Annotated in this window: 27 protein-coding genes; 9 read left to right on the top strand and 18 right to left on the bottom strand. The window is 61.4% G+C overall.

The genetic code is table 11. From position 1 onward, the window contains the following. Positions 1-44 precede the first annotated feature (44 nt). From thiS to trmB, 3 genes are read left to right on the top strand one after another with little or no spacing between them, the layout of a single operon-like run. Positions 45-245 (top strand): sulfur carrier protein ThiS, encoded by a 201-nt coding sequence (gene thiS, locus CRO59_RS17940; protein ID WP_167734067.1) that lies wholly within the window; start codon positions 45-47, stop codon positions 243-245. A 59-nt stretch (positions 246-304) separates the two neighbouring features. Further along, positions 305-1,099 (top strand): thiazole synthase, encoded by a 795-nt coding sequence (locus CRO59_RS17935; protein ID WP_007964131.1) that lies wholly within the window; start codon positions 305-307, stop codon positions 1,097-1,099. Between the two features lie 9 nt (positions 1,100-1,108). Then, a complete protein-coding gene (trmB, locus tag CRO59_RS17930) occupies positions 1,109-1,834 on the top strand; it encodes a tRNA (guanosine(46)-N7)-methyltransferase TrmB (protein ID WP_027610572.1) in 726 nt (241 codons plus the stop codon). 238 nt (positions 1,835-2,072) lie between these two features. On the opposite strand, the gene CRO59_RS17925 is transcribed toward trmB, so the two are convergent. From CRO59_RS17925 to CRO59_RS17880, 10 genes are all read right to left on the bottom strand, one after another. Beyond that, on the bottom strand, positions 2,073-2,396 hold the full coding sequence (locus tag CRO59_RS17925) for a DUF3392 domain-containing protein (RefSeq protein ID WP_003229134.1): 324 nt from the start codon (positions 2,394-2,396) through the stop codon (positions 2,073-2,075). A 29-nt stretch (positions 2,397-2,425) separates the two neighbouring features. Beyond that, a complete protein-coding gene (gene hemW / locus CRO59_RS17920; RefSeq protein ID WP_097088964.1) occupies positions 2,426-3,631 on the bottom strand; it encodes a radical SAM family heme chaperone HemW in 1,206 nt (401 codons plus the stop codon). Then, positions 3,628-4,224, bottom strand: a complete 597-nt coding sequence (rdgB, locus tag CRO59_RS17915; protein WP_097088966.1) for an RdgB/HAM1 family non-canonical purine NTP pyrophosphatase — start codon at positions 4,222-4,224, stop codon at positions 3,628-3,630. The genes hemW and rdgB overlap by 4 nt, the downstream gene beginning before the upstream one ends. After that, entirely contained in the window at positions 4,221-4,655 is a 435-nt protein-coding gene (locus CRO59_RS17910) for a DUF4426 domain-containing protein (protein ID WP_027610575.1), read from the bottom strand. The genes rdgB and CRO59_RS17910 overlap by 4 nt, the downstream gene beginning before the upstream one ends. Before the next feature lie 26 nt (positions 4,656-4,681). After that, positions 4,682-5,302: a methionine biosynthesis protein MetW gene (metW, locus tag CRO59_RS17905; protein WP_003229126.1), complete on the bottom strand. Its 621-nt coding sequence runs from the start codon at positions 5,300-5,302 to the stop codon at positions 4,682-4,684. 7 nt (positions 5,303-5,309) lie between these two features. Beyond that, on the bottom strand, positions 5,310-6,449 hold the full coding sequence (locus CRO59_RS17900; protein ID WP_083367664.1) for a homoserine O-acetyltransferase: 1,140 nt from the start codon (positions 6,447-6,449) through the stop codon (positions 5,310-5,312). A gap of 231 nt (positions 6,450-6,680) precedes the next feature. Continuing rightward, entirely contained in the window at positions 6,681-6,974 is a 294-nt protein-coding gene (locus CRO59_RS17895) for a DUF167 domain-containing protein (protein ID WP_096795761.1), read from the bottom strand. Continuing rightward, the gene (locus CRO59_RS17890) at positions 6,971-7,561 is read right to left on the bottom strand and encodes a YggT family protein (RefSeq protein ID WP_096795760.1); all 591 of its coding nucleotides are present in this window, start codon (positions 7,559-7,561) and stop codon (positions 6,971-6,973) included. Before CRO59_RS17890 ends, CRO59_RS17895 begins: the two co-directional genes overlap by 4 nt. Positions 7,562-7,571: 10 nt before the next feature. Continuing rightward, complete coding sequence (proC, locus tag CRO59_RS17885) at positions 7,572-8,390, bottom strand: pyrroline-5-carboxylate reductase (protein WP_097088968.1); 819 nt, start codon at positions 8,388-8,390, stop codon at positions 7,572-7,574. 28 nt (positions 8,391-8,418) lie between these two features. After that, positions 8,419-9,105 (bottom strand): YggS family pyridoxal phosphate-dependent enzyme, encoded by a 687-nt coding sequence (locus CRO59_RS17880; protein ID WP_003229116.1) that lies wholly within the window; start codon positions 9,103-9,105, stop codon positions 8,419-8,421. Positions 9,106-9,161: 56 nt separating this feature from the next. Here CRO59_RS17880 and CRO59_RS17875 point away from each other — a divergent pair, with 56 nt between their 5' ends. After that, on the top strand, positions 9,162-10,196 hold the full coding sequence (locus tag CRO59_RS17875; RefSeq protein WP_003229114.1) for a type IV pilus twitching motility protein PilT: 1,035 nt from the start codon (positions 9,162-9,164) through the stop codon (positions 10,194-10,196). Between the two features lie 143 nt (positions 10,197-10,339). Here the strand turns inward: CRO59_RS17875 and CRO59_RS17870 are convergent, their stop codons facing one another. Continuing rightward, complete coding sequence (locus tag CRO59_RS17870) at positions 10,340-10,966, bottom strand: C40 family peptidase (protein WP_097088970.1); 627 nt, start codon at positions 10,964-10,966, stop codon at positions 10,340-10,342. Positions 10,967-11,214: 248 nt separating this feature from the next. On the opposite strand from CRO59_RS17870, the gene CRO59_RS17865 reads away from it, so the two are divergent. After that, positions 11,215-11,646 (top strand): TM2 domain-containing protein, encoded by a 432-nt coding sequence (locus CRO59_RS17865; protein WP_007964113.1) that lies wholly within the window; start codon positions 11,215-11,217, stop codon positions 11,644-11,646. Positions 11,647-11,798: 152 nt separating this feature from the next. Here CRO59_RS17865 and CRO59_RS17860 read toward each other — a convergent pair whose 3' ends face one another. The 7 genes from CRO59_RS17860 to gshB all read right to left on the bottom strand — a co-directional run bounded on the left by CRO59_RS17860 (position 11,799) and on the right by gshB (position 17,911). Further along, complete coding sequence (locus CRO59_RS17860; RefSeq protein ID WP_097088972.1) at positions 11,799-13,070, bottom strand: dihydroorotase; 1,272 nt, start codon at positions 13,068-13,070, stop codon at positions 11,799-11,801. Next, the gene (locus CRO59_RS17855; protein ID WP_003229107.1) at positions 13,067-14,071 is read right to left on the bottom strand and encodes an aspartate carbamoyltransferase catalytic subunit; all 1,005 of its coding nucleotides are present in this window, start codon (positions 14,069-14,071) and stop codon (positions 13,067-13,069) included. Before CRO59_RS17855 ends, CRO59_RS17860 begins: the two co-directional genes overlap by 4 nt. A gap of 28 nt (positions 14,072-14,099) precedes the next feature. Further along, the gene (pyrR, locus tag CRO59_RS17850) at positions 14,100-14,606 is read right to left on the bottom strand and encodes a bifunctional pyr operon transcriptional regulator/uracil phosphoribosyltransferase PyrR (RefSeq protein ID WP_027610583.1); all 507 of its coding nucleotides are present in this window, start codon (positions 14,604-14,606) and stop codon (positions 14,100-14,102) included. A gap of 81 nt (positions 14,607-14,687) precedes the next feature. Continuing rightward, a complete protein-coding gene (gene ruvX, locus CRO59_RS17845; protein ID WP_003229101.1) occupies positions 14,688-15,125 on the bottom strand; it encodes a Holliday junction resolvase RuvX in 438 nt (145 codons plus the stop codon). Beyond that, positions 15,125-15,697 (bottom strand): YqgE/AlgH family protein, encoded by a 573-nt coding sequence (locus CRO59_RS17840; RefSeq protein ID WP_097088974.1) that lies wholly within the window; start codon positions 15,695-15,697, stop codon positions 15,125-15,127. The genes ruvX and CRO59_RS17840 overlap by 1 nt, the downstream gene beginning before the upstream one ends. Before the next feature lie 235 nt (positions 15,698-15,932). Then, complete coding sequence (locus CRO59_RS17835; protein ID WP_007964106.1) at positions 15,933-16,832, bottom strand: energy transducer TonB; 900 nt, start codon at positions 16,830-16,832, stop codon at positions 15,933-15,935. Between the two features lie 107 nt (positions 16,833-16,939). Continuing rightward, the gene (gene gshB / locus CRO59_RS17830) at positions 16,940-17,911 is read right to left on the bottom strand and encodes a glutathione synthase (protein WP_027610584.1); all 972 of its coding nucleotides are present in this window, start codon (positions 17,909-17,911) and stop codon (positions 16,940-16,942) included. 225 nt (positions 17,912-18,136) lie between these two features. Between gshB and pilG the strand changes: the two genes are divergently transcribed. The 4 genes from pilG to CRO59_RS17810 all read left to right on the top strand — a co-directional run bounded on the left by pilG (position 18,137) and on the right by CRO59_RS17810 (position 21,726). Further along, complete coding sequence (pilG, locus tag CRO59_RS17825) at positions 18,137-18,541, top strand: twitching motility response regulator PilG (protein WP_097088976.1); 405 nt, start codon at positions 18,137-18,139, stop codon at positions 18,539-18,541. A 60-nt stretch (positions 18,542-18,601) separates the two neighbouring features. Then, on the top strand, positions 18,602-18,967 hold the full coding sequence (gene pilH / locus CRO59_RS17820; RefSeq protein ID WP_025109154.1) for a twitching motility response regulator PilH: 366 nt from the start codon (positions 18,602-18,604) through the stop codon (positions 18,965-18,967). A gap of 10 nt (positions 18,968-18,977) precedes the next feature. Continuing rightward, positions 18,978-19,517, top strand: coding sequence for a chemotaxis protein CheW (locus CRO59_RS17815; RefSeq protein ID WP_007964098.1), 540 nt, complete (start codon positions 18,978-18,980; stop codon positions 19,515-19,517). A gap of 154 nt (positions 19,518-19,671) precedes the next feature. Further along, the gene (locus CRO59_RS17810; RefSeq protein ID WP_097088978.1) at positions 19,672-21,726 is read left to right on the top strand and encodes a methyl-accepting chemotaxis protein; all 2,055 of its coding nucleotides are present in this window, start codon (positions 19,672-19,674) and stop codon (positions 21,724-21,726) included. The last annotated feature ends 11 nt before the right edge of the window (positions 21,727-21,737 follow it).

Genomic DNA, 21,737 nt, shown 5'->3' with positions numbered 1-21,737 from the left:
TCGGGCTAGAATGCCACCCCCTAAAAATGATGGCGGCCAGGCGCATGCGCATTCAGTTGAACGGCGAATCCCTTGAACTGCCCGACGGTGAAACCGTTGCGGCCCTGATTGCCCGTATGGACCTGACCGGTCGCCGGGTGGCAGTCGAACTCAATCTGGATATCGTCCCGCGCAGCCAGCATGCCGACACCATCCTGAACGACGGCGACAACGTCGAAGTGGTGCACGCCATCGGCGGCGGCTGATCGCCGGCCCGCAAGGGCACAGAATTCTGCAAGACCCTCACCCCTAAAGAGGATTCCCCATGAGCATCGTTCGCAGCGACAAGCCTTTTGTTCTGGCCGGTCGTACTTACCAGTCGCGTTTGCTGGTCGGTACCGGCAAGTACCGTGACATGGAAGAAACCCGTCAGGCCATCGAAGCCTCGGGTGCCGAGATCGTCACCTTCGCCGTGCGCCGTACCAACCTCGGCCAGATCGAAGGCGAGCCGAACCTGCTCGAAGTGCTGTCGCCCGATCGCTACACCTTCCTGCCGAACACCGCCGGTTGCTACGACGCCATCGAAGCCGTGCGCACCTGCCGCCTGGCCCGTGAGCTGCTCGATGGTCACAACCTGGTGAAGCTGGAAGTGCTGGCTGATCAGAAAACCCTGTTCCCCAACGTGATCGAAACCCTCAAGGCCGCCGAAACGCTGGTCAAGGAAGGCTTCGACGTGATGGTTTACACCAGTGATGACCCGATCATCGCTCGCCAACTGGCGGAAATCGGCTGCATCGCGGTCATGCCGCTGGCCGGTCTGATCGGTTCCGGTCTGGGGATCTGCAACCCGTACAACCTGCAGATCATCCTCGAAGAAGCCAAGATTCCGGTGCTGGTGGATGCCGGTGTCGGTACCGCCTCCGACGCCACCATCGCCATGGAACTGGGCTGTGACGCGGTGCTGATGAACTCGGCCATCGCCCATGCTCAGCAACCGGTGATGATGGCCCAAGCCATGCAACACGCGATCGTCGCAGGCCGCTTGGCCTACCTCGCCGGCCGCATGCCGAAAAAACTCTATGCCAGCGCCTCTTCGCCGCTGGATGGTCTGATCAAGTAAGAGCCATTGATGACTGAATCGAACGACACGCCTATCCAGACGGAAGAGGGCGACGAGCGCCAACACCGCCGCATCAAGAGCTTCGTGATGCGCGCCGGGCGCATGACCGAAGGCCAGCAACGGGGTCTGGACCAGGGCGCGCCGCTGTACGTGCTGCCGCTGGCCGACGCGCCGGTGGATTACGATCAAGTGTTCGGCCGTTCGGCACCGCGCTCGCTGGAGATCGGTTTCGGCATGGGCCACTCGCTGTTGGAAATGGCTGCGGCGGCGCCGGATCAGGACTTCATCGGTGTGGAAGTGCACCGTCCGGGTGTCGGCGCGCTGCTCAACGGCGTGCTGACTCAGGGCCTGACCAACCTGCGGGTCTACGATTGCGACGCGATTGAAGTGCTCAACCGCTGCATCGCCGACAACAGCCTCGATCGCCTGATGCTGTTCTTCCCGGATCCATGGCACAAGAGCCGTCACCACAAGCGTCGTATCGTTCAGGCGTCCTTCGCCGAACTGGTGCGCAGCAAGCTGAAGGTTGGCGGCATCCTGCACATGGCCACCGACTGGGAGCCGTACGCCGAGTACATGCTGGAAGTGATGAACGTCGCCCCGGGCTACCGCAACCTCGCCGAAGACGGCAAATGCGTACCACGCCCGGCCGAACGGCCGATCACCAAGTTCGAACGCCGCGGCGAACGTCTTGGGCATGGCGTGTGGGATCTGAAGTTCGAGAAAATCGCTTAAGCAACATGCAATAAAAACGGTGGGAGCGAGCCTGCTCGCGAAAGCGGTCTGACATTCAACGATGAGGTTGAATGTTAAGACGTCTTCGCGAGCAGGCTCGCTCCCACAGTTGTTTTAGGTCTACGGTGCAAGCGGTGTAGGAGCTGCGGCGCGCTGCGATCTTTTGATTTTGATTTTTTAAGATCAAAAGATCGCAGCGTGCCGCAGCTCCTACAGTTGTTTTGGGTGTGCTGAAAGATCAGCGGCGGTCAGCGACTACGCCGATAAGCACCAGCACCACCAGCAGCACCGGTGCCAGGCTGTAGTTGTTGAACTGGCTCAGGCCCTTGACCACCCACGGCGTCGCATAGATCAGCGCGGCGCCGCTGCCGATCACGCACAGCAGGGCCATCAGTGGTACGCGCAGGGCGCCGGCGATGCTGCCCAGACGCTGCTCGACCCAGCCCTTGAAGTCGGCGCCGAACAGCACCAGCAGGCAGCCCACCAGCGCCAGGGCGATTTCCGAGAGGTTGCTGCGGCTCCAGCGGGACACGGTGGCGAGCAGATCGAGTATCAAATCCATGCGGTTTTCCTTGGGGCGGCCGTTAGGGCTCAGCTCAGAAATTTCTGCAGCAAGTCGTTGAGAAACAGTTGTCCGCGCTCGGTGGCCGCCAGACGTGACGGTTCGACCTGCATCAGGCCACTTTGTTCGGCCTCGCGACGGTGTTCGGCGAGACTTTCCAGCGGCAGGCCGGTGCGTTCGGGATACAGGCGTGATTCCACCCCGGCAGTCAGGCGCAGGGCGTTCATCAGGAACTCGAACGGCATCTCGTCATTGCTCAGGGCTTTCTCGCCGGCCTGGAAACTCTTGGCTGGGTTGAGATAGTCCTTCGGCAGGCGTGTCTTCCAGGTGCGGACGATGCGCCCGTCCGGATGACTGAGCTTGCCGTGGGCGCCAGCACCGATGCCGATGAAGTCGCCGAAACTCCAGTAATTGAGGTTGTGCCGTGCCGGCCGCCCGGGCTGGGCATAGGCCGAGACTTCGTATTGCGCGTAACCGTGCGCGGCGAGCAGCGCTTGCCCGGCTTCTTGAATGTCCCACAGCGTGTCGTCTTCCGGCAGCACCGGCGGCTGGTTCCAGAACACCGTGTTCGGCTCCAGTGTCAGCTGATACCAGGAGATGTGCGTCGGTTGCAGTTCGATGGCCTGACGCAGGTCGCTCAAGGCATCTTCCAGCGACTGATCGGGCAAGCCGTGCATCAAGTCGAGGTTGAAGTTATCGAACCCGGCCTGACGCGCCATACCGGCCGCGCGCACCGCTTCGTCGCCGTTGTGGATACGTCCGAGGGCTTCGAGTTTCTGCTGCTGGAAGCTCTGAATGCCGATCGACAGGCGATTGATCCCGAGCTTGCGATACGCAACGAACTTCTCTTGCTCGAAGGTGCCGGGATTGGCTTCCAGGGTGATCTCGATGTCGTGGGCGAACGGGATGCGCTGCTCGACGCCTTTGAGCAAGCGCCCGAGGGCTTGCGCGCTGAACAGGCTCGGCGTACCGCCACCGAAGAAGATCGAACTGATTTCACGGCCATACACCGCGTGCAGGTCCTGATCGAGATCGGCCAGCAACGCGTCGACGTATTCCTCTTCTGGCAGCACCGGGCTGGCGGTGTGCGAGTTGAAATCGCAATACGGACATTTGCGCACACACCACGGAATGTGGATGTACAGCGCCAGAGGCGGCAGCACAGGCAGCGGCGCCCGAGGCGAAGAGGCGGCGCCGCCGATGATCAGCGACGACGCGGGGTGGCTGTCGGTCATTTCAGGCCCAGACGCTGGCGCAGCAGATCCATTGCACGGGCGCGGTGGCTGATCTGGTTCTTGTCGGCCGGGCTCAGTTCGGCGCTGGACATTTCACGCTCCGGCACCCAGAACAGCGGGTCGTAGCCGAAACCGTGCTCGCCGCTGGCGGCGGTCAGGATGCGCCCGTGCCACAGGCCTTCGCAGAGGATCGGCAGCGGATCATCGGCATGCCGCACCAGTGCCAGCACGCAGACGAACTGCGCGCCGCGCTCGGCTTGCGGCACGTCTTTGAGGGCCTCGAGCAGTTTGGCGTTGTTCGCCGCATCGCCCTTGCCGTCGGCATAGCGCGCCGAGTAGATGCCCGGTGCACCGCCGAGGAAATCCACCGCCAGACCGGAATCGTCGGCCAGCGCCGGCAGGCCGGATATGCGCGCGGCATTGCGCGCCTTGAGGATCGCGTTCTCGACGAACGACAGACCGGTTTCCTCCGGTTCGACCTTGCTCCATTCGCCGATCGAGCGCAGTTGCACCGAGTCGCCGAGCATGGCCTGGAGTTCCTTGAGTTTGCCGGCGTTATGGCTGGCCAGTACGAGTTGCGTGAGGTTCATCATTCGCCGGGAAAGAGTTCTTGGTTGAAGTTGATGGTGTTGATCTTGTCACCGTTCTGCACCTTGATTTCAAAGGTGCGGGTTTCCTGCTGCTCCACCGGGTACTGGGCGATGTAGTAGATCGCGCCCTGTTCGGTGACCTGGCGGAAGTTCAGCGGCACGCTCTGGCTGGTCAGGTCTTTGACCGTGCCGGTGACGTTGGCGATCAGCGGTTTGCCGTCCTTGATCACCGAGACGTTGATCACGCCCTGGTTCTTGCTGCGGATCAGCTCGGCTGCTTTGGCGATGTCGGGTGTCAGGAAGGTCGAGTTGAAGGTGTTGTAGTGCACGGTAACGTCACCGAACACTTCCTTGCGTTCGCCCTTGATGGCATCGGCGGCCACCGCCGACAGACTCAGGCAGGCGGCCAATAGCACAGTAATCAAGCGACCCATGATCGTTCTCCTCGAAATGTCGTGGTTCAGACCGCGACCCGATGATCTGCAAGCACCGGGCTGCTGACGCGGTAGATACCAATCTCACCTAACAGATTAGGCCATAGCTTACTGGCCCACCCGTGGCGGTGCTGTTGATCCACGGCAAGCCGATCAATGACCTTCGCATCACGTTCGCGACAAAGTTCTTCAAAGTCTTCGAAGGTGCAGAAGTGAATGTTCGGCGTGTTGTACCAGGTGTACGGCAGAAACTCCGACACCGGCATCCGGCCCTTGCTCGCCAGGTACCAGCGGCAGCGCCAGTGACCGAAGTTGGGGAAGGTGATGATGCACTGACGACCGACCCGCAGCATCTCGTCGAGGATCTTGTCCGGGTAATGCACGGCTTGCAGGGCCTGGGTCATGACGACGATGTCGAAACTGTTGCTGGCGAAGTTGCCCAGCCCCTTGTCCAGGTCCTGCTCGATGACGTTGATGCCCTTGGCCACGCACTCGGCGATGTTGTCGGCGTCGTTTTCCAGGCCATAACCGGTGACGTTCTTGTTGTCGCGCAGCCAGGTCAGCAGTTCGCCGTCGCCGCAACCGAGGTCGAGCACGCGGCTGCCGGCGGGGATCCATTCCTGGATGATTTCCAGATCAGCTCTCATGGCTTGTTCACACCGTAATTCGGTTCATGTAATTGCCGAACGCCTGCAAATAGCGCGGGATCGGAATCAGGAAGGCGTCGTGGCCCTGTGGCGCGTCGATTTCCAGATAGCTGACGTCTTTGCGTGCCGCCATCAGCGCGTCCACCAGCTCCCGCGAGCGGGCCGGGGAGAAGCGCCAGTCGGTGGTGAACGACATCACGCAGAACTTGGCGGTGGCGTTTTCGAAAGTTTTCGCCAGGTTATCGTCGAAGTTCGCCGCCGGATCGAAGTAGTCCAGTGCCTTGGTCATCAACAGATAGGTATTGGCGTCGAAACGCCCGGAGAACTCTTCACCCTGATAGCGCAGGTAGCTTTCGACCTGGAACTCGACGCTGTGGAAGTCGTAGTTGAGCTTTTCGCTCTTCAGGCCGCGGCCGAATTTTTCGCCCATCGAGTCGTCGGACAGGTAGGTGATGTGCCCGACCATCCGCGCGAGCATCAGCCCGCGCTTGGGGATCACACCTTGTTCCTGGAACGAACCACCGTGGAACTCCGGGTCGGTGAGGATCGCCTGGCGCGCCACTTCGTTGAAGGCGATGTTCTGCGCCGACAGCTTGGGGGCCGAAGCGATGGCCAGGCAGTGGCGCACGCGATCCGGGTAAGTGATGGTCCATTGCAACGCCTGCATGCCGCCGAGGCTGCCGCCGATGACGGCGGCGAACTGACGAATGCCGAGCAGGTCCGCCAGACGCGCCTGACTGTGCACCCAGTCTTCGACGGTGAGCACCGGGAAATCGGCGCCGAACGGCTTGCCGGTCTCCGGGTTGATACTGCTCGGGCCGGTGGAGCCGTTGCAGCCGCCCAGATTGTTCAGGCTGACCACGAAGAACTTGTTGGTGTCGATCGGTTTGCCCGGGCCGATGCAACTGTCCCACCAACCGGGCTTGCGGTCGTCGGGGCTGTGATAGCCGGCAGCGTGATGATGACCAGACAAGGCGTGGCAGATCAGCACGGCGTTGCTCGCCTGCGCGTTCAGCGTGCCATAGGTTTCGTAGATCAGGTCGTAGGCGGGCAGCGAACGGCCACAGGCCAGGGCCAGAGGTTCACTGAAGTGCGCCGTTTGCGGCGTCACCAGACCAACAGAATCGGGGGGAAAGGCAGCTGGCATCGACCCTGCTCTCGTTGAAATGAGGCGTAAGTCTAAAGACCGGGGGGGTTAGCGGCAAGCAACGATAAGGCCTGATCGTTGATTGAGCGAAGTCCTTGTGGTGAGGGGATTAATCCCCGATGGGCTGCGTAGCAGCCCTGTAATCTTTGGCCGTGCCGAGAGAATGGGGTTGGCAACAACCAGGGGGCCGCTTCGCGACCCATCGGGGATAAATCCCCTCACCACAGTGGATCAGGCTGGACGCACCAGATCAGGCAACTCCGGCAGCTTCTTCGGCGAACAGATCTTCACCCGTTTCTGCCGGTTCAACTCGCCGCTGAGCAAACTGACCTGGCTTTTGGAAACCCCAAACGCCTTGGCCAGAAAGCCCATCAGATACGCATTGGCCTTGCCCTCGACCGGCGGTGCGGTGAGGCGGATCTTCAGGCGGTCACCGTGCAGCCCGGCGAAATCATCGCTGCGGGCTGCCGGTTGCAGATGACATTCGAGGATCAGATCGTCGCCGTCCCAGCGAAACCAGCTCACATCAGCAGGCGCAGGATGTCCGGCATCATGGTCATCGCCGCCAGATTGTTGATCACCAGCATGTCGATCAGCTTCAGCGCCAGGAAGGCGAAAATCGGCGACAGGTCCAGACCGCCGAGGTTCGGCAGAATCTTGCGGAACGGTGCCAGCGCCGGCTCGCAGATCTGGTTCACCAGTTCAGCGCCCGGGTTGTGGCTGCCCGGGGCGACCCACGACAGGATCACGCTGATGATCAGGGCGAAGAAGAAGATCTTCAGGAACAGCGCGGTCACGCCGATGATCGACCAGATGAACAGTTGCAGCGGGTTGCCGGTGGTGCCGTAGGTCAGCAGCAGGGTCAGGGCCATCAGGGCCAGTTGCACCAGAATCGCCAGCACCAGCGACGACATGTCGAGGCCGAAGATGCTCGGGATGATCCGGCGCAGCGGCTTGAGCAGCGGCTGGGTAGCCTTGACCACGAACTGGCACAGCGGGTTGTAGAAGTTTGCGCGCACCAGTTGCAGGACGAAGCGCAACAGCACGATCAGCAGGTACAGGCTGCCGAGGGTTTGCAGCACGTAAACCGCTGCGGTGTTCAATCCAATCATGTAAGGCTCCTTATTTGCCCAGTTGTTCGGCCATTTCGGTCGAGCGGTGCGCGGCGGCGCCGAGTGCTTTTTCTACCAGGGCTTCGAAGCCGTTAGCCTGGAATGATTTGATCGCGGCCTCTGTGGTGCCATTTGGCGAGGTCACGCGGCGGCGCAGTTCGGCAGCGTCGACATCGCTGGATACCGCCATGTGCGCGGCGCCCAGAGCCGTTTGCAGGGTCAGTTGCTCGGCGATTTCCTTTGGCAGGCCGAGTTTGACGCCAGCGGCGGTCATCGCTTCGATCAGCAGGAAGAAATACGCCGGGCCGGAACCGGAGACGGCGGTCACGGCATCGAGTTGCTGCTCTTCGTCCAGCCACAGCGCAATGCCCACGGCGGACAGCAGCTCTTCAGCCTGCTGACGCTGTTCGGCAGTCACTTCGCTGGTGGCGTACAAACCGCTGACGCCCTGACGCAGCAGCGCCGGGGTGTTCGGCATGCAGCGCACGATCGGCTGCTCGCCGAGCCATGCGGTCATGCTCGCGCAGGTGATGCCGGCGGCGATCGACACCACCAGTTGCTGCGGTTGCAGGCTTGGGCGGATGGCTTCGCACACGGCTTTCATCGCCTGTGGCTTGACCGCCAGTACGATCACGTCGACGCCGTCGATGGCCTGGGCGTTGTCGGCGAAGGTTTCGATGCCGTGTTCGGCGCTGACGCGTTGGCGGGTCTCTTCGCCCGGATCGCTGGCGCGAATCTGGCTGGCTTGCAGACCCTTGGCCCGCAGGCCGCCGATCAGGCTGGCGGCCATGTTGCCGGCACCGATAAAGGCAATGCGTGTGTTGCTCATGTCAGGTCCTTTTTCAGATGGCTGTCGGTCATTGCTGACCGTAATCTCTGGCGCCAAACAGCGCGGTACCGATCCGCACCCAAGTGGCGCCTTGAGCGATGGCCGACTCGAGGTCGTGGCTCATACCCATGGAAAGTGTGTCGAGCGGCAGATTCAGGCTGGCCTGCAAACGTTGCACGGCAGCAAAAGCGGCATCTTGTTCGGCGCGATCTTCGGTCGGCTCGGGAATCGCCATCAGCCCGCGCAGTTTCAATCGGGGCAGGGCGCTGATGGCCTCGGCCAGCGCCGGCAGGTCGGCCGGGGTGCAGCCGGACTTGCTGGCCTCACCACTGACGTTGACCTGAATGCAGATGTTCAGCGGCGGCAGCTCGGCCGGGCGCTGTTCGGACAGGCGTTGGGCGATTTTCAGGCGATCCACGGAGTGCACCCAGTCGAAATGCTCGGCGATGGCGCGAGTCTTGTTCGATTGAATGGGGCCGATGAAGTGCCAGATCAAGGGCAGGTCGGCCAATTCGAGCTGTTTGCCCAGGGCTTCCTGCAGATAGTTCTCGCCAAAGTCACGCAGGCCGGCGGCGTAGGCTTCACGCAGGTCCTGCGCCGGTTTGGTCTTGCTCACGGCCAGCAACTGGATGCTGTGTTCATCGCGGTTTGCAGCTTTGGCCGCTGCCTGGATACGCGAACTAACCTGAAGAATGTTGTCTGCTATCGTGGACATCAAGAGGCGCCGGCGGTCTGAAGGTTCGCGGCATTCTACTGGAATTGAGGGACGCTATGGATATCACTGAACTGCTGGCGTTCAGCGCCAAACAGGGCGCTTCCGACCTGCACCTGTCGGCCGGTCTGCCGCCGATGATCCGCGTCGATGGCGATGTGCGGCGGATCAATCTGCCGGCGCTGGATCACAAGCAAGTGCACGAATTGATCTACGACATCATGAACGACACCCAGCGGGTCGACTTCGAGAAACACCTGGAAACGGATTTCTCCTTCGAAGTCCCCGGCGTGGCGCGCTTTCGGGTTAATGCGTTCAACCAGAACCGGGGCGCCGGCGCGGTGTTCCGCACCATTCCCTCGAAAGTGCTGAGCATGGAAGACCTCGGCATGGGCGACGTCTTTCGCAAGATCACCGATGCGCCGCGCGGGCTGGTGCTGGTGACCGGGCCGACCGGGTCCGGCAAGTCGACCACGCTGGCGGCGATGATCGATTACCTCAATACCCATCGCCATCACCATATCCTCACCATCGAAGACCCGATCGAATTCGTCCACGAATCGCGCAAATGCCTGATCAATCAGCGCGAAGTCCATCGCGATACCCGCAGCTTCGCCACGGCGTTGCGCTCGGCGCTGCGCGAAGACCCGGATGTGATCCTGGTGGGTGAGATGCGCGACCTGGAAACCATTCGCCTCGCACTGACCGCTGCCGAGACCGGGCATCTGGTGTTCGGCACGCTGCACACGACGTCAGCCGCCAAGACCATCGACCGTGTTGTCGATGTGTTCCCCGGCGACGAGAAGTCCATGGTCCGTTCGATGCTGTCGGAGTCGTTGCTGGCCGTGGTGTCGCAGACGCTGATCAAGAAGATCGGCGGCGGACGGGTGGCCGCGCACGAGATCATGCTGGGAACGTCGGCGATCCGGAACCTGATCCGCGAGGACAAGGTGGCGCAGATGTATTCGGCGATTCAGACCGGAGGGTCGTTGGGGATGCAGACACTCGACATGTGCCTGAAGGAACTGGTGACCAAGGGCTTGATCAGCCGCGAGCATGCGCGGGAAAAGGCGCGTACGCCGGATAATTTTTAAGAGAGGCTTGTGTTGCTTTCACTGGCCTCTTCGCGAGCAAGCCCGCTCCCACATTGGATCTGTGTCGTTCACAAATCAAATGTGGGAGCGGGCTTGCTCGCGAAGGGGTCAGTACTGCTTGAGCAGATTCCGGATCAGTCGACTCAGCGCTGAACCACACGCATCTGCTTGCCGGCCGGTTCTTTCGGCAGCACACGCTTGGCAACCACGTAATGCTGTTCCCAGTACGGCTTGTTCAGCGTATCGATGCTCACCGCTTTGCCACGACGCGGTGCGTGGATGAAGCGGTCGTTGCCCAGGTAGATGGCAACATGGTTGACCCGACGACTCTTGATGTTGAAAAAAATCAGGTCGCCCGGCTTCAGATCCTTGCGTTCGACTTTCTCGCCATGCCCGCTGGCCATCGCGTTGGAGGTGCGTGGCAGGTCGAATGTGGCGTCGTTGAACGCATATTTCACCAGACCACTGCAATCGAACCCTTTACTTGGGCTGCTGCCGCCCCAACGGTAGGGAGTACCGAGGACGTTCACCGCACGGCTCAGGACGTTGCTGCTTTCCTTGTTGGCCATCGGTGGCACCAGCTTGCCGTGATTCTTGCTGGCGTGCGTGGTGTGTTTCGTTTGTTTGCTGCTCTTGCTCGAAGGAGCCGAAGCATGGGATTTAGGGGTGAAACCGTTAACGTTGGGAAGACGTTGCTCACGATTGGTGGCGTGGGCGGCCAGTGGCATTAATAGGCAAATAGTTAGCCATGTCTTGAAAAATGGTCGCATTAGGCGTGGCTCTTATGTGTTAGCGCGCAACTTTATAACAGCTTTTTTGTCCCTTCCGAGGCCGTTGGTCGATTCCATCGGAGGGTAACGGAACCAAACAAGCGGCAAGCGGACGCAATCGTCGGACAGAAGTCCGGTGCTATAAGGCTTTGACGGACGACACGGTAACATTTGCCGTACGTCGGCTACATGTAAAAAAGTCACAAAGAATTAAAGAAAATTTATCTATCGTGTGAATCGAGGTCTTCATGAACCGCTATCAGCAGGTCGCTGCACCGCAGGATACGCACAGCAAAATCATCGGTTATCTGCTGTGGATTTTTGGTTTCACCGGCGCTCACCGCTTCTATTACGGCAAACCGGTGACCGGGACGATCTGGTTCTTCACCTTCGGTCTGCTGGGCATTGGCTGGCTGATCGACGTGTTCCTGATCCCGGCAATGGATCGCGAGGCGGATCTGCGTTTCACCGCAGGGCCGATCGAATACAACGTGGCGTGGATTCTGCTGACGTTCCTGGGCGTGTTCGGCGTGCACCGGATGTACCAGGGCAAGTGGATCAGCGGGTTGCTGTATCTGCTGACCGGCGGGTTGTTCTTTATTGGTGTGCTGTATGACTTCTGGACGCTGAATGATCAGGTTTCGGTGCGTAACGCGCAGAATCGCGGCGCCTTTCAGTAACCTGTGGCGAGGGGATTTATCCCCGATGGGGCGCGTAGCGGCCCTAAAACATTCAACCGCGGAGGAATTGAATCACCGCGGTTGTAGATTGAGGGCTGCTGCGCAGCCCATCGGGGATAAATCCCCTCGCCACAATGTCCCTCAGCAGCCGGTTACGCCTGGTGACTGATCCGCCCATCCACCAAGGTGTAACGCACCACACCCGGCAGGGTGTGACCGAGGAACGGGCAGTTCTCGCCCTTCGACAGCCAGCCTTCACCAGCCACGGTGGATGCTTTCGGATCGAACAGCACGATATCCGCCGCACTGCCCACCGCCAGTTTGCCCGCCGGCAGACGCAGCGCGTCAGCAGGCCCAGCGCTCAGGCGCGCCAGCAGGGTCGGCAGATCCAGCAGACCATCCTCAACCAGCGTTATCGCCAGCGGCAGCAGCAATTCCACACTGCTGATGCCCGGCTCGGTCGCGCCGAACGGTGCCAGTTTGGCGTCGCGCTCATGCGGTTGGTGATGGCTGGAAATCGCCGAAATCACCCCGGACTTCACCGCTTCACGCAGGCCGTCGCGGTCGGCGCGGGTGCGCAGCGGCGGTTGCACGTGATACAGGCTGCTGAAGTCGATCAGCGCTTCATCGGTGAGGATCAACTGATACAGAGCGACATCGGCGGTGACCTTCAAGCCACGGGCCTGCGCCTGAGCGATCAGGGCCACGCCGCGCGCGCTGGTCAGTTGGCTGAAGTGCGCGCGCACGCCGGTCTGCTCGACCAGCAGCAGATCGCGGGCCAGGGCCACGGTCTCAGCGGTTTCCGGAATCCCCGGCAGGCCGAGGAAACTGGCGACCGCGCCTTCATGCGCCAGACCGCCATCGGCCAGGTCGTGATCCTGCGAATTGAAAATCACCGTCAGGTCGAAGGTCGCCGCGTATTCCAGCGCCCGGCACAGGGTGCGGGTGTTGCGGAAACTCTCCAGACCATTGCCGAACGCCACACAACCGGCGTCGCGCAGCGCCACCAGTTCAGCCAGTTGCTCGCCGTCCAGGCCTTTGCTCAGTGCGCCAATCGGGAACACCTTGGTGTTGCCGGCCTCGCGGGCGCGGTCGAGGATCAGTTCGGCCACGGCCGAAGTGTCGAGCACCGGTTTGGTCTTCGGCGGGCAGCACAGGCTGGTCACGCCGCCGGCCGCAGCGGCACGGGTTTCGCTGGCGATGCTGCCTTTGCGGCTGTAGCCCGGCTCGCGCAGGGCCACATTCAGGTCGACCAGGCCCGGTGCTGCAACCAGACCGTTGGCGTCGATGGTTTCCACAGCGGTGAAACCGGCCGGTGCGGCGCCGAGGGCGACGATCTTGCAGGCTTCAACGTGAATGTCGGTGATTTGATCCAGGCCGCTGCTTGGATCGATGACGCGGGCGCCGAGAATGCTGAGCTTCACTGGGCGTTCTCCTGCTCGAATTGACGTTGCGCTGTTTGCCCGCTCATGGCCATCGACAGCACGGCCATGCGGATGGCGATGCCGTAGGTGACTTGATTGAGGATCACCGAGTGCGGGCCGTCGGCCACCGCGGACTCGATTTCCACGCCACGGTTGATAGGCCCCGGGTGCATGACGATGCAATCGGGCTTGGCCCCGGCCAGACGCGCAGTCGTCAGGCCGAACAGGCGGTAGAACTCGCCTTCGCTCGGCAGCAGGCCGCCGGTCATGCGCTCACGCTGCAGGCGCAGCATGATCACCACGTCGACGTCCTTCAGGCCTTCGTTCATGTCGGTGTAGACCTTGACGCCGTACTGCTCGATGCCGATCGGCAGCAGGGTCTTCGGCGCGATCACGCGGATGTCAGGGCAGCCGAGGGTCTTCAGGGCCAACATGTTCGAGCGCGCCACCCGCGAGTGCAGGATGTCGCCGACGATCGCCACCGAGAGGTTTTCGAAACCGCCCTTGTGCCGACGGATGGTGAGCATGTCGAGCATGCCCTGGGTCGGGTGTGCGTGCCGGCCGTCGCCGCCGTTGATGATCGCCACCTGCGGGCAGACGTGTTCGGCGATGAAGTGTGCGGCGCCGGAGTCACCGTGGCGCACGACGAACATGTCGGCGGCCATCGCTTCGAGGTTGCGCAGGGTGTCGAGCAGGGTTTCACCTTTGCTGGCCGACGAGGTCGACACGTTCAGGGTGATCACGTCCGCCGACAGCCGCTGGGCCGCCAGTTCGAAGGTGGTGCGGGTGCGGGTGGAGTTTTCGAAGAACACGTTGCACACGGTCTTGCCGCGCAGCAACGGGACCTTCTTCACCGCCCGGGCACCGACTTCGAGGAACGAGTCGGCAGTGTCGAGGATTTCCGTCAGCAACTCGCGGCGCAGGCCGTCGAGCGAGAGGAAGTGGCGCAGCTGGCCCTGATCATTGAGCTGCAGCGGGCGCTTGGTATCTAGAGGCGTCATCGCGAGGGGGACTCTCAATAAGGGCGGGTTAGGAATTCAGGTCTTGCAGTTCGAGCGTCAGCGGCTCCGGGCCGGACAGCTTGACCCGCTCATTGGCGGCCAGCGACAGCGTCGCGCCGACCACGTTCGGGCGGATCGGCAGCTCGCCGGCGTCCAGGTCGAGCAGGCAGACCAGGGTCACGCTGGCCGGGCGGCCGTAGTCGAACAGTTCGTTCATGGCGGCGCGGATGGTCCGGCCGCTCATCAATACGTCATCGATCAGCACCAGATGCTGGCCTTCGATCTCGAAGGGCAGGGCCGAGGGGCGCACTTGCGGGTGCAGGCCGTTCTGGCTGAAGTCGTCGCGGTAGAAGGAAACATCCAGCGTGCCCAATGGCGCGTCGCTGGCCAATTCCTTGAGCAAGGCCTGCGCGACCCAGATGCCGCCAGTGCGGATGCCGATGTAACGCGGTTCGCTGATATCACGCTGTGCAAGGTGCGCCTTGAGGCGGGTCGCCATCTGGCTGATCAGATCGGCGGGATTGGGCAGGCTCATGGTTGCTCCTTCGTGATTCCGAGCCGCGTCCTGCCGGACGTGGCTGGGTTTATAACCAAAAGAAAAGCGCCGAAGCGCTTGTCAGGATTCAAACAATGCAGTGTTTTCATCGAGCCAGCCCTGCAGCAGCAGAGCGGCGGCGATGGCGTCCACCGGGTTGTCGCGGTAACTGCCTTTCTGCCCGCCACGCACCAGTCGCTCACCCTTGGCTTCAAAGGTAGTCAGGCGTTCGTCGTGGGTATAGAAGGGCACATTGAAGCGGCCATTGAGGCGTCGGGCGAATTTCTCCGCGCGCAGGCACATCTCGCTGGGCGTACCGTCCATGTTCAGCGGCAGGCCGACCACCACGGCGTCGGGTTTCCATTCCTTGAACAGCGCTTCGACCTGATTCCAGTCGGGCACGCCGTTCTGCGCTTTCAGGGTGCACAGCTCACGGGCCTGGCCGGTAATCACCTGGCCGACCGCAACGCCGATCTGTTTGGTGCCGTAGTCGAAGCCGAGAATCAGGCGCAGGGCCATCAGGCGTGCCCCGCCTGACTGGTCAGCAGGCTGAGGTTGATCCCCAGATGCCGTGCCGCCGCTTCCAGACGCAGCTCGCTGCTGGTGTTGAACAGGATGTCGGCGTCGTACGGGCAGGTCAGCCAGGCGTTGTCGGCCAGTTCAGCCTCCAGTTGCCCGGCTTCCCAACCGGCATAACCAAGGGTGATTACGCTTTTCGCCGGGCCTACGCCGTCGGCGATGGCGAACAGCACGTCCTGCGAGGTGGACAGCGCCAGATCACCGTCCAGTTCGACGGTGGCCTGAAAGGTCTTGCCCGCCGGGTGCAGGACGAAACCGCGATCGGTCTGCACCGGGCCACCAATGAAGATCGGCACATGCTGGCACAGCGCTGGCGGATCGATGTCCGGGCGCAATTGCTCGAGAATGTCAGCCAGATTCAGCTCTTGCGGTCGATTGACCACCAGCCCCATGGCGCCATTGGCCGTGTGCTCGACGATGTAGGTCAAGGTGTGGGCAAAGTTCGGGTCGGCCATGTGCGGCATGGCGATCAGGAAGTGATGCTTGAGGTAGCTGGGGCTGACGTTTTTCATGAGCGATAGTGTGGCGTTCAAGGGGCGAACTGACAAGCTGAGGATCAGAGAACAACGCAGATCCATTGTTGAAGCTGAACCTTTGTGGTGAGGGGATTTACCCCCGATGGGGCGCGAAGCGGCCCTGAATCCATTGACGTGATATGCCTGACATACCGCGCATGCTGGTTTTGCGACTGCTTCGCAGCCGATCGGGGATAAATCCCCTCACCACAAAAAACCTGTATGCCGGCGGTCAGTTACTGGAGAGCTTGTCGCCCCGGGCGAATTTCCAGGTGCGGATGATTTCCAGTCGGTCGATATCCGACAGATCGCCGGTAAACGGTGCAAACGGTGCCGCCAGCCGGACGATGCGCTGCGCCGCCTGATCCAGCAGCGGCTGGCCGGAGGACTCGAGCACCAGCACTTCATACAGCGAGCCATCGCGGTTGATCGAGACCATCAGCCGCAGGTTGCCGTAAATCTGCTTGCGCCGCGCTTCTTCCGGGTAATTGAGGTTGCCGATGCGCTCGACCTTCTTGCGCCAGTCATCCTTGTACCAGGCGCCCTTGTCGCGCATGGTCGAGGCCGCGCTCAAGCGGTGAATGCGCGGGCGTTTGGCGTACAGCTGTTGTTCGTTGGCCAGTTCCGCTTCGAGGCTGGCGATGTCGCTGGACAGCTGCGAGCTGTCGAACGTCGGCGCGTTGACCGCAGGTTTGGTCTCGGTCTTGGTTTCTTCTTTCTTGGTCGGCGCCTTTTGCTGTTTCGGCGCCACCGTGGTCACTGCAGCCTTGGGTGCTGCTTCGCGCACTTCCGGTTTGGCGGCCGGGGGCGGGGTGACCTTCTTGACCTGATTGTCCTGGAACGGCGCGACCTCGGTGGTCTTGGGAATCGCCTTCTTGTCGAGGGTGCCGCTGCCTTCCTGGTTTTCCTGAGCGAGGAAATCAGCCTTTTTCGGCTTGGTTTCGCTCTTGAAGGTGGCGAGGGTGATTTCCAGGGTTTTGCTGATCTGCTTGGGCTCGACCATGGTAAAGCCGACGCCAAGCAGCAGCGCCAAATGAATCAGCGCCGCGAGAAACAGGGTAAATCCGAGGCGATCGGCCGGGCGCACGCCACGGTGGGCGAGTTCTGCGGGCAGATCGGACGGGAGGGTCATGACAAGAAAACCAACATCGCGTTTTTCAGAGGCTGCGCATGATAACGCAATGTTGGTTTCGCGCCTTGGGCTTCACGCTTCAAGCGACAGGCTGCATGTGACACACGTCAAGCTTGCGGCTTTTTGCCGGCGGCTTGCAGCTTCTTGTCGATGGCATCCATCAGCATGCCGCCGATGTCGGTACCGAAAGCGTTGTCGATTTCGCGGATGCAGGTCGGGCTGGTGACGTTGATTTCGGTGAGGTTTTCACCGATCACGTCCAGACCGACGAACAGCAAACCTTTCTCGCGCAGGGTCGGGCCAACCTGGGCGGCGATCCAGCGATCCTTGTCGGTCAGCGGCCGCGCTTCGCCACGACCACCGGCCGCGAGGTTGCCACGGGTTTCGCCTTGCGCCGGAATTCGCGCCAGGCAGTAATCCACCGGCTCGCCGTCGATCATCAGGATGCGTTTGTCGCCGTCCTTGATTGCCGGCAGGTAGGCCTGGCCCATGATCTGCTGATTGCCGAGGGCGGTCAGGGTTTCCAGAATCACCGACAGGTTCGGGTCGCCGACGCGGTGACGGAAAATCGAAGTGCCGCCCATGCCGTCCAGCGGCTTGAGGATTACGTCGCCATGCTTGGCGGCGAATTCACGCAGCACATCGGCGCGGCGGCTGACGATGGTCGGCGGGGTGCACTGCGGGAACAGCGTGGCGAACAGTTTTTCGTTGCAGTCGCGCAGGCTCTGCGGCTTGTTGACCACCAGCACGCCGGCGGTTTCGGCCTGTTCCAGCAAATAGGTGGAGTAGACGAACTCCATGTCGAACGGCGGATCCTTGCGCATCAGGATCACGTCGAGGTCGCTCAGCAGGTTGTCCTGCTCGGCGTCCAGTTCGAACCATTTTTCCGGGTTGGCGAAGACTTTCAGCGGCTTCATGCGCGCCCGGGCCTGACCTTCGGCCTGATACAGGTCGCGCTGCTCCATGTAGAACAGTTCCCAGCCACGTTTCTGCGCGGCCAGCAGCATGGCCAGCGAGCTATCCTTTTTATAGGAAATGCTGGCGATAGGGTCCATGACAATCCCGACGCGAACGCTCATTGGGTTTTCCTCGAAAATTGGCTACCGGATCGGTATTGAAAAAGTGCCGCCAGAGTGGCGCTGGCAGGGTTTTCGGTCAAGGAAAAACCCGTCGATAGATTGCATCTGGAGACTGTGCTAAAAAGGCTGGCATAGCGTGCTGGCCCTTGAGCATCAAGGGTTTCCAGCCATTACTCATCGCAAAACGGACAATTTGATTCGCAAAGGCGACGGTAGAGCCCTCTTATGGAACAGCAGTCCAGCGCCTTGAAGGTCATGGTGATCGATGACTCGAAAACGATTCGTCGCACCGCCGAAACGCTGTTGAGAAATGTGGGCTGCGAAGTCATCACGGCCATCGACGGTTTCGACGCGTTGGCCAAGATCGCCGACCACCACCCCGGGATCATTTTTGTCGACATCATGATGCCGCGTCTGGATGGTTATCAGACCTGCGCTTTAATCAAGAACAACAGTGCGTTCAAGGCCACTCCGGTGATCATGCTGTCGTCGCGTGACGGGCTGTTCGACAAGGCCAAGGGGCGGATTGTCGGTTCTGATCAATTTTTGACCAAGCCTTTCAGCAAGGAAGAACTGCTCGACGCGATTCAGGCCCATGTTCCGGGCTTCGCCGCCGTTTTGCCGCAGTAAGACACGTACAGTGACGCTCGGCCAGCGGGCCGGGGGTCGACAAGAAAAATGGGGAAGACCATGGCACGTATCCTGATCGTCGATGATTCGCCGACTGAAATGTACAAACTCACCGGCATGCTGGAAAAGCACGGCCATGAAGTGCTCAAGGCCGAAAACGGCGCCGACGGCGTGGCCCTGGCCCGTCAGGAAAAGCCTGACGCGGTCTTGATGGACATCGTCATGCCCGGCCTCAACGGCTTCCAGGCTACCCGGCAACTGACCAAGGATGCCGAGACCAGCCACATCCCGGTGATCATCATCACCACCAAGGATCAGGAAACCGACAAGGTCTGGGGCACGCGCCAGGGCGCGAAGGATTACCTGACCAAACCGGTCGAAGAAGACATGCTGATCAAGACCCTGAACAACGTGCTGGCCGGTTGATCGCGCGGCCATGAACCAGTCGCTGACCGCGTTCGAGCTGCTGTGGCAGATCGACCAGCGCTGCCGTCTGCTGGCGGCGGACCTGCCGTCGCAGCCCGGCCGTCAGGATCGCTGGAGCGGCATCGGTTTTCGCCTCGGCGAGCATTGGTACGTGACGCCGATGGGCGAAGTCAGCGAAGTGCTGCACGAACCGCGTTGCACGCAGTTGCCCGGGGTCAAGCCGTGGGTCAAAGGGGTGGCTAACCTGCGTGGGCGCTTGCTGCCGATCATGGACCTGTGCGGCTTCTTCGGCCATGAGCTGTCGCCGCTGCGCAAACAGCGGCGGGTATTGGTGGTGGAGCACAACGACGTGTTCGCCGGGCTGCTGGTTGATGAGGTGTTCGGTCTGCAGCACTTCGAGCAGGACAGCTTCGAACCGATCTCGATCAGCAAACGCCAGGGTTCCAAGGCCGAGTTCGTCAAAGGCTATTTCCGACGTGAGCAGAACTGGCGGGTGTTCAGCCTGTTTGCGCTGGCCAAATCGCCGGTGTTCATGAGCGTCGCGATATAACAGATTCAACACTGTCCCCTGTGGGAGCGAGCCTGCTCGCGAAGAGGGCGTGTCAGGCAAGATAAATATTGGCTGACCCGACGCTTTCGCGAGCAGGCTCGCTCCCACAGGGATTGCAGCAGGCCTCAAAGAAGTGGGTTAAGGGCGAGGACCGATGACAAAAGCAAAAACAGGCAAGTCGGCAGAAGGATCGCGCAGTCGCTCGCAGATCATCGTGCTGTTCATCGCACTGATCGTGTTCATCATGCTGCTGTTCGCCAACTTCGCCTACCTCAACACCCAGGCCAACTACGACAAGCAGTACATCGGCCACGCCGGTGAGCTGCGCGTGCTGTCGCAACGCATCGCCAAGAACGCCACCGAAGCGGCTGCCGGGAAGTCGGCAGCGTTCAAGCTGCTGAGCGATGCGCGCAACGATTTTGCCCAGCGCTGGGGTTACCTGAAGAAGGGCGACCCGGCCACCGGCCTGCCACCCGCGCCGGCCACCGTGCGCCCGGAAATGCGCGCGGTGCAGCTGGATTGGGAACGCCTGCTGAAAAACACCGATGCGATTCTCTCAAGTGAGCAGACCGTGCTCTCGCTGCATCAGGTCGCCGCGACCCTGGCTGAAACCGTGCCGCAGTTGCAGATCGAATACGAAAAAGTCGTCGAGATCCTCCTGCAGCGCGGCGCGCCAGCCGCCCAAGTGGCGATGGCCCAGCGCCAATCGCTGCTCGCTGAACGCATTCTCGGCGCGGTCAACACCGTGCTCGCTGGCGACGAGAATTCGCAGCAGGCTGCCGATGCGTTTGGCCGCGACGCCACCCGTTTCGGCCAAGTCCTCAACGGCATGTTGCAGGGCAACCCGACCCTGAAAATCAGCCAAGTCGAAGACCGTGATGCCCGTGCGCGGCTGAGTGAAATCTCCGAGCTGTTCCAGTTCGTCTCCGGCTCGGTGGACGAAATCCTCGAAACCTCGCCGGAGCTGTTCAAGGTCCGGGAGTCGGCGAGCAATATCTTCAGCCTGTCGCAGACCCTGCTCGACGAAGCCTCGCACCTCGCCAGCGGTTTCGAAAACCTTGCCGGCGGGCGCAGCACCGACACTATCGGCGGCTACGTGCTGGGCTTGCTTGCGCTGGCTTCGATCATCCTGATCGGCATGGTCATGGTTCGTGAAACCAACCGCCAGTTGCGCGAGACCGCCGAGAAGAACGAACGCAATCAGAACGCGATCATGCGCCTGCTCGATGAGATCGAAGACCTCGCCGACGGTGACCTGACCGTGACCGCCTCGGTGACCGAAGACTTCACCGGGACCATCGCCGATTCGATCAACTACTCGGTCGACCAACTGCGCGATCTGGTCGCCACCATCAACCTCACCGCCGGCCAGGTCGCCGCCGCCGTGCAGGAAACCCAGGCCACCGCCATGCACCTGGCCCAGGCCTCGGAACATCAGGCGCAGCAGATTTCCGAAGCCTCGACCGCGATCAGCGATATGGCTCAGTCCATCGATCAGGTCTCGGCCAACGCCGCTGAATCATCGGCGGTGGCCGAGCGTTCGGTGGAAATCGCCAACAAGGGCAATGAGGTGGTGCACAACACCATCCACGGCATGGACAACATCCGCGAACAGATTCAGGACACCGCCAAACGCATCAAGCGTCTGGGCGAGTCGTCGCAGGAAATCGGCGACATCGTCAGCCTGATCGACGACATTGCCGACCAGACCAACATCCTCGCGCTCAACGCGGCGATTCAGGCTTCGATGGCCGGGGATGCCGGGCGCGGCTTTGCCGTGGTCGCCGACGAAGTGCAGCGGTTGGCCGAACGTTCGTCCGCCGCCACCCGGCAGATCGAAACCCTGGTGCGGGCGATTCAGACCGACACCAACGAAGCGGTGATTTCCATGGAACAGACCACCACCGAAGTGGTGCGCGGCGCGCGACTGGCGCAGGATGCCGGTGTGGCTCTGGAAGAAATCGAAGGTGTATCGAAAACCCTCGCCGCGCTGATTCAAAGCATCTCCAACGCGGCGCAGCAGCAGACCTCGTCGGCCGGTCAGATCTCGCTGACGATGAACGTGATTCAGCAGATCACCACGCAGACCTCGTCCGGCTCCACCGCCACCGCCGAGAGCATCGGCAATCTGGCGAAAATGGCCAGTCAGCTGCGCCGTTCGGTATCCGGTTTCACCTTGCCGTCGGCGTCCGCGACGGACAAGGCGTGAGTGGAGTGGTT

Origin of the sequence: Pseudomonas sp. LAMO17WK12:I5, from assembly GCF_900215165.1 — a bacterium.
Taxonomy (GTDB): Bacteria; Pseudomonadota; Gammaproteobacteria; order Pseudomonadales; family Pseudomonadaceae; genus Aquipseudomonas; species Aquipseudomonas putida_A.
This window is presented reverse-complemented; position numbering and strand designations above follow the sequence as displayed.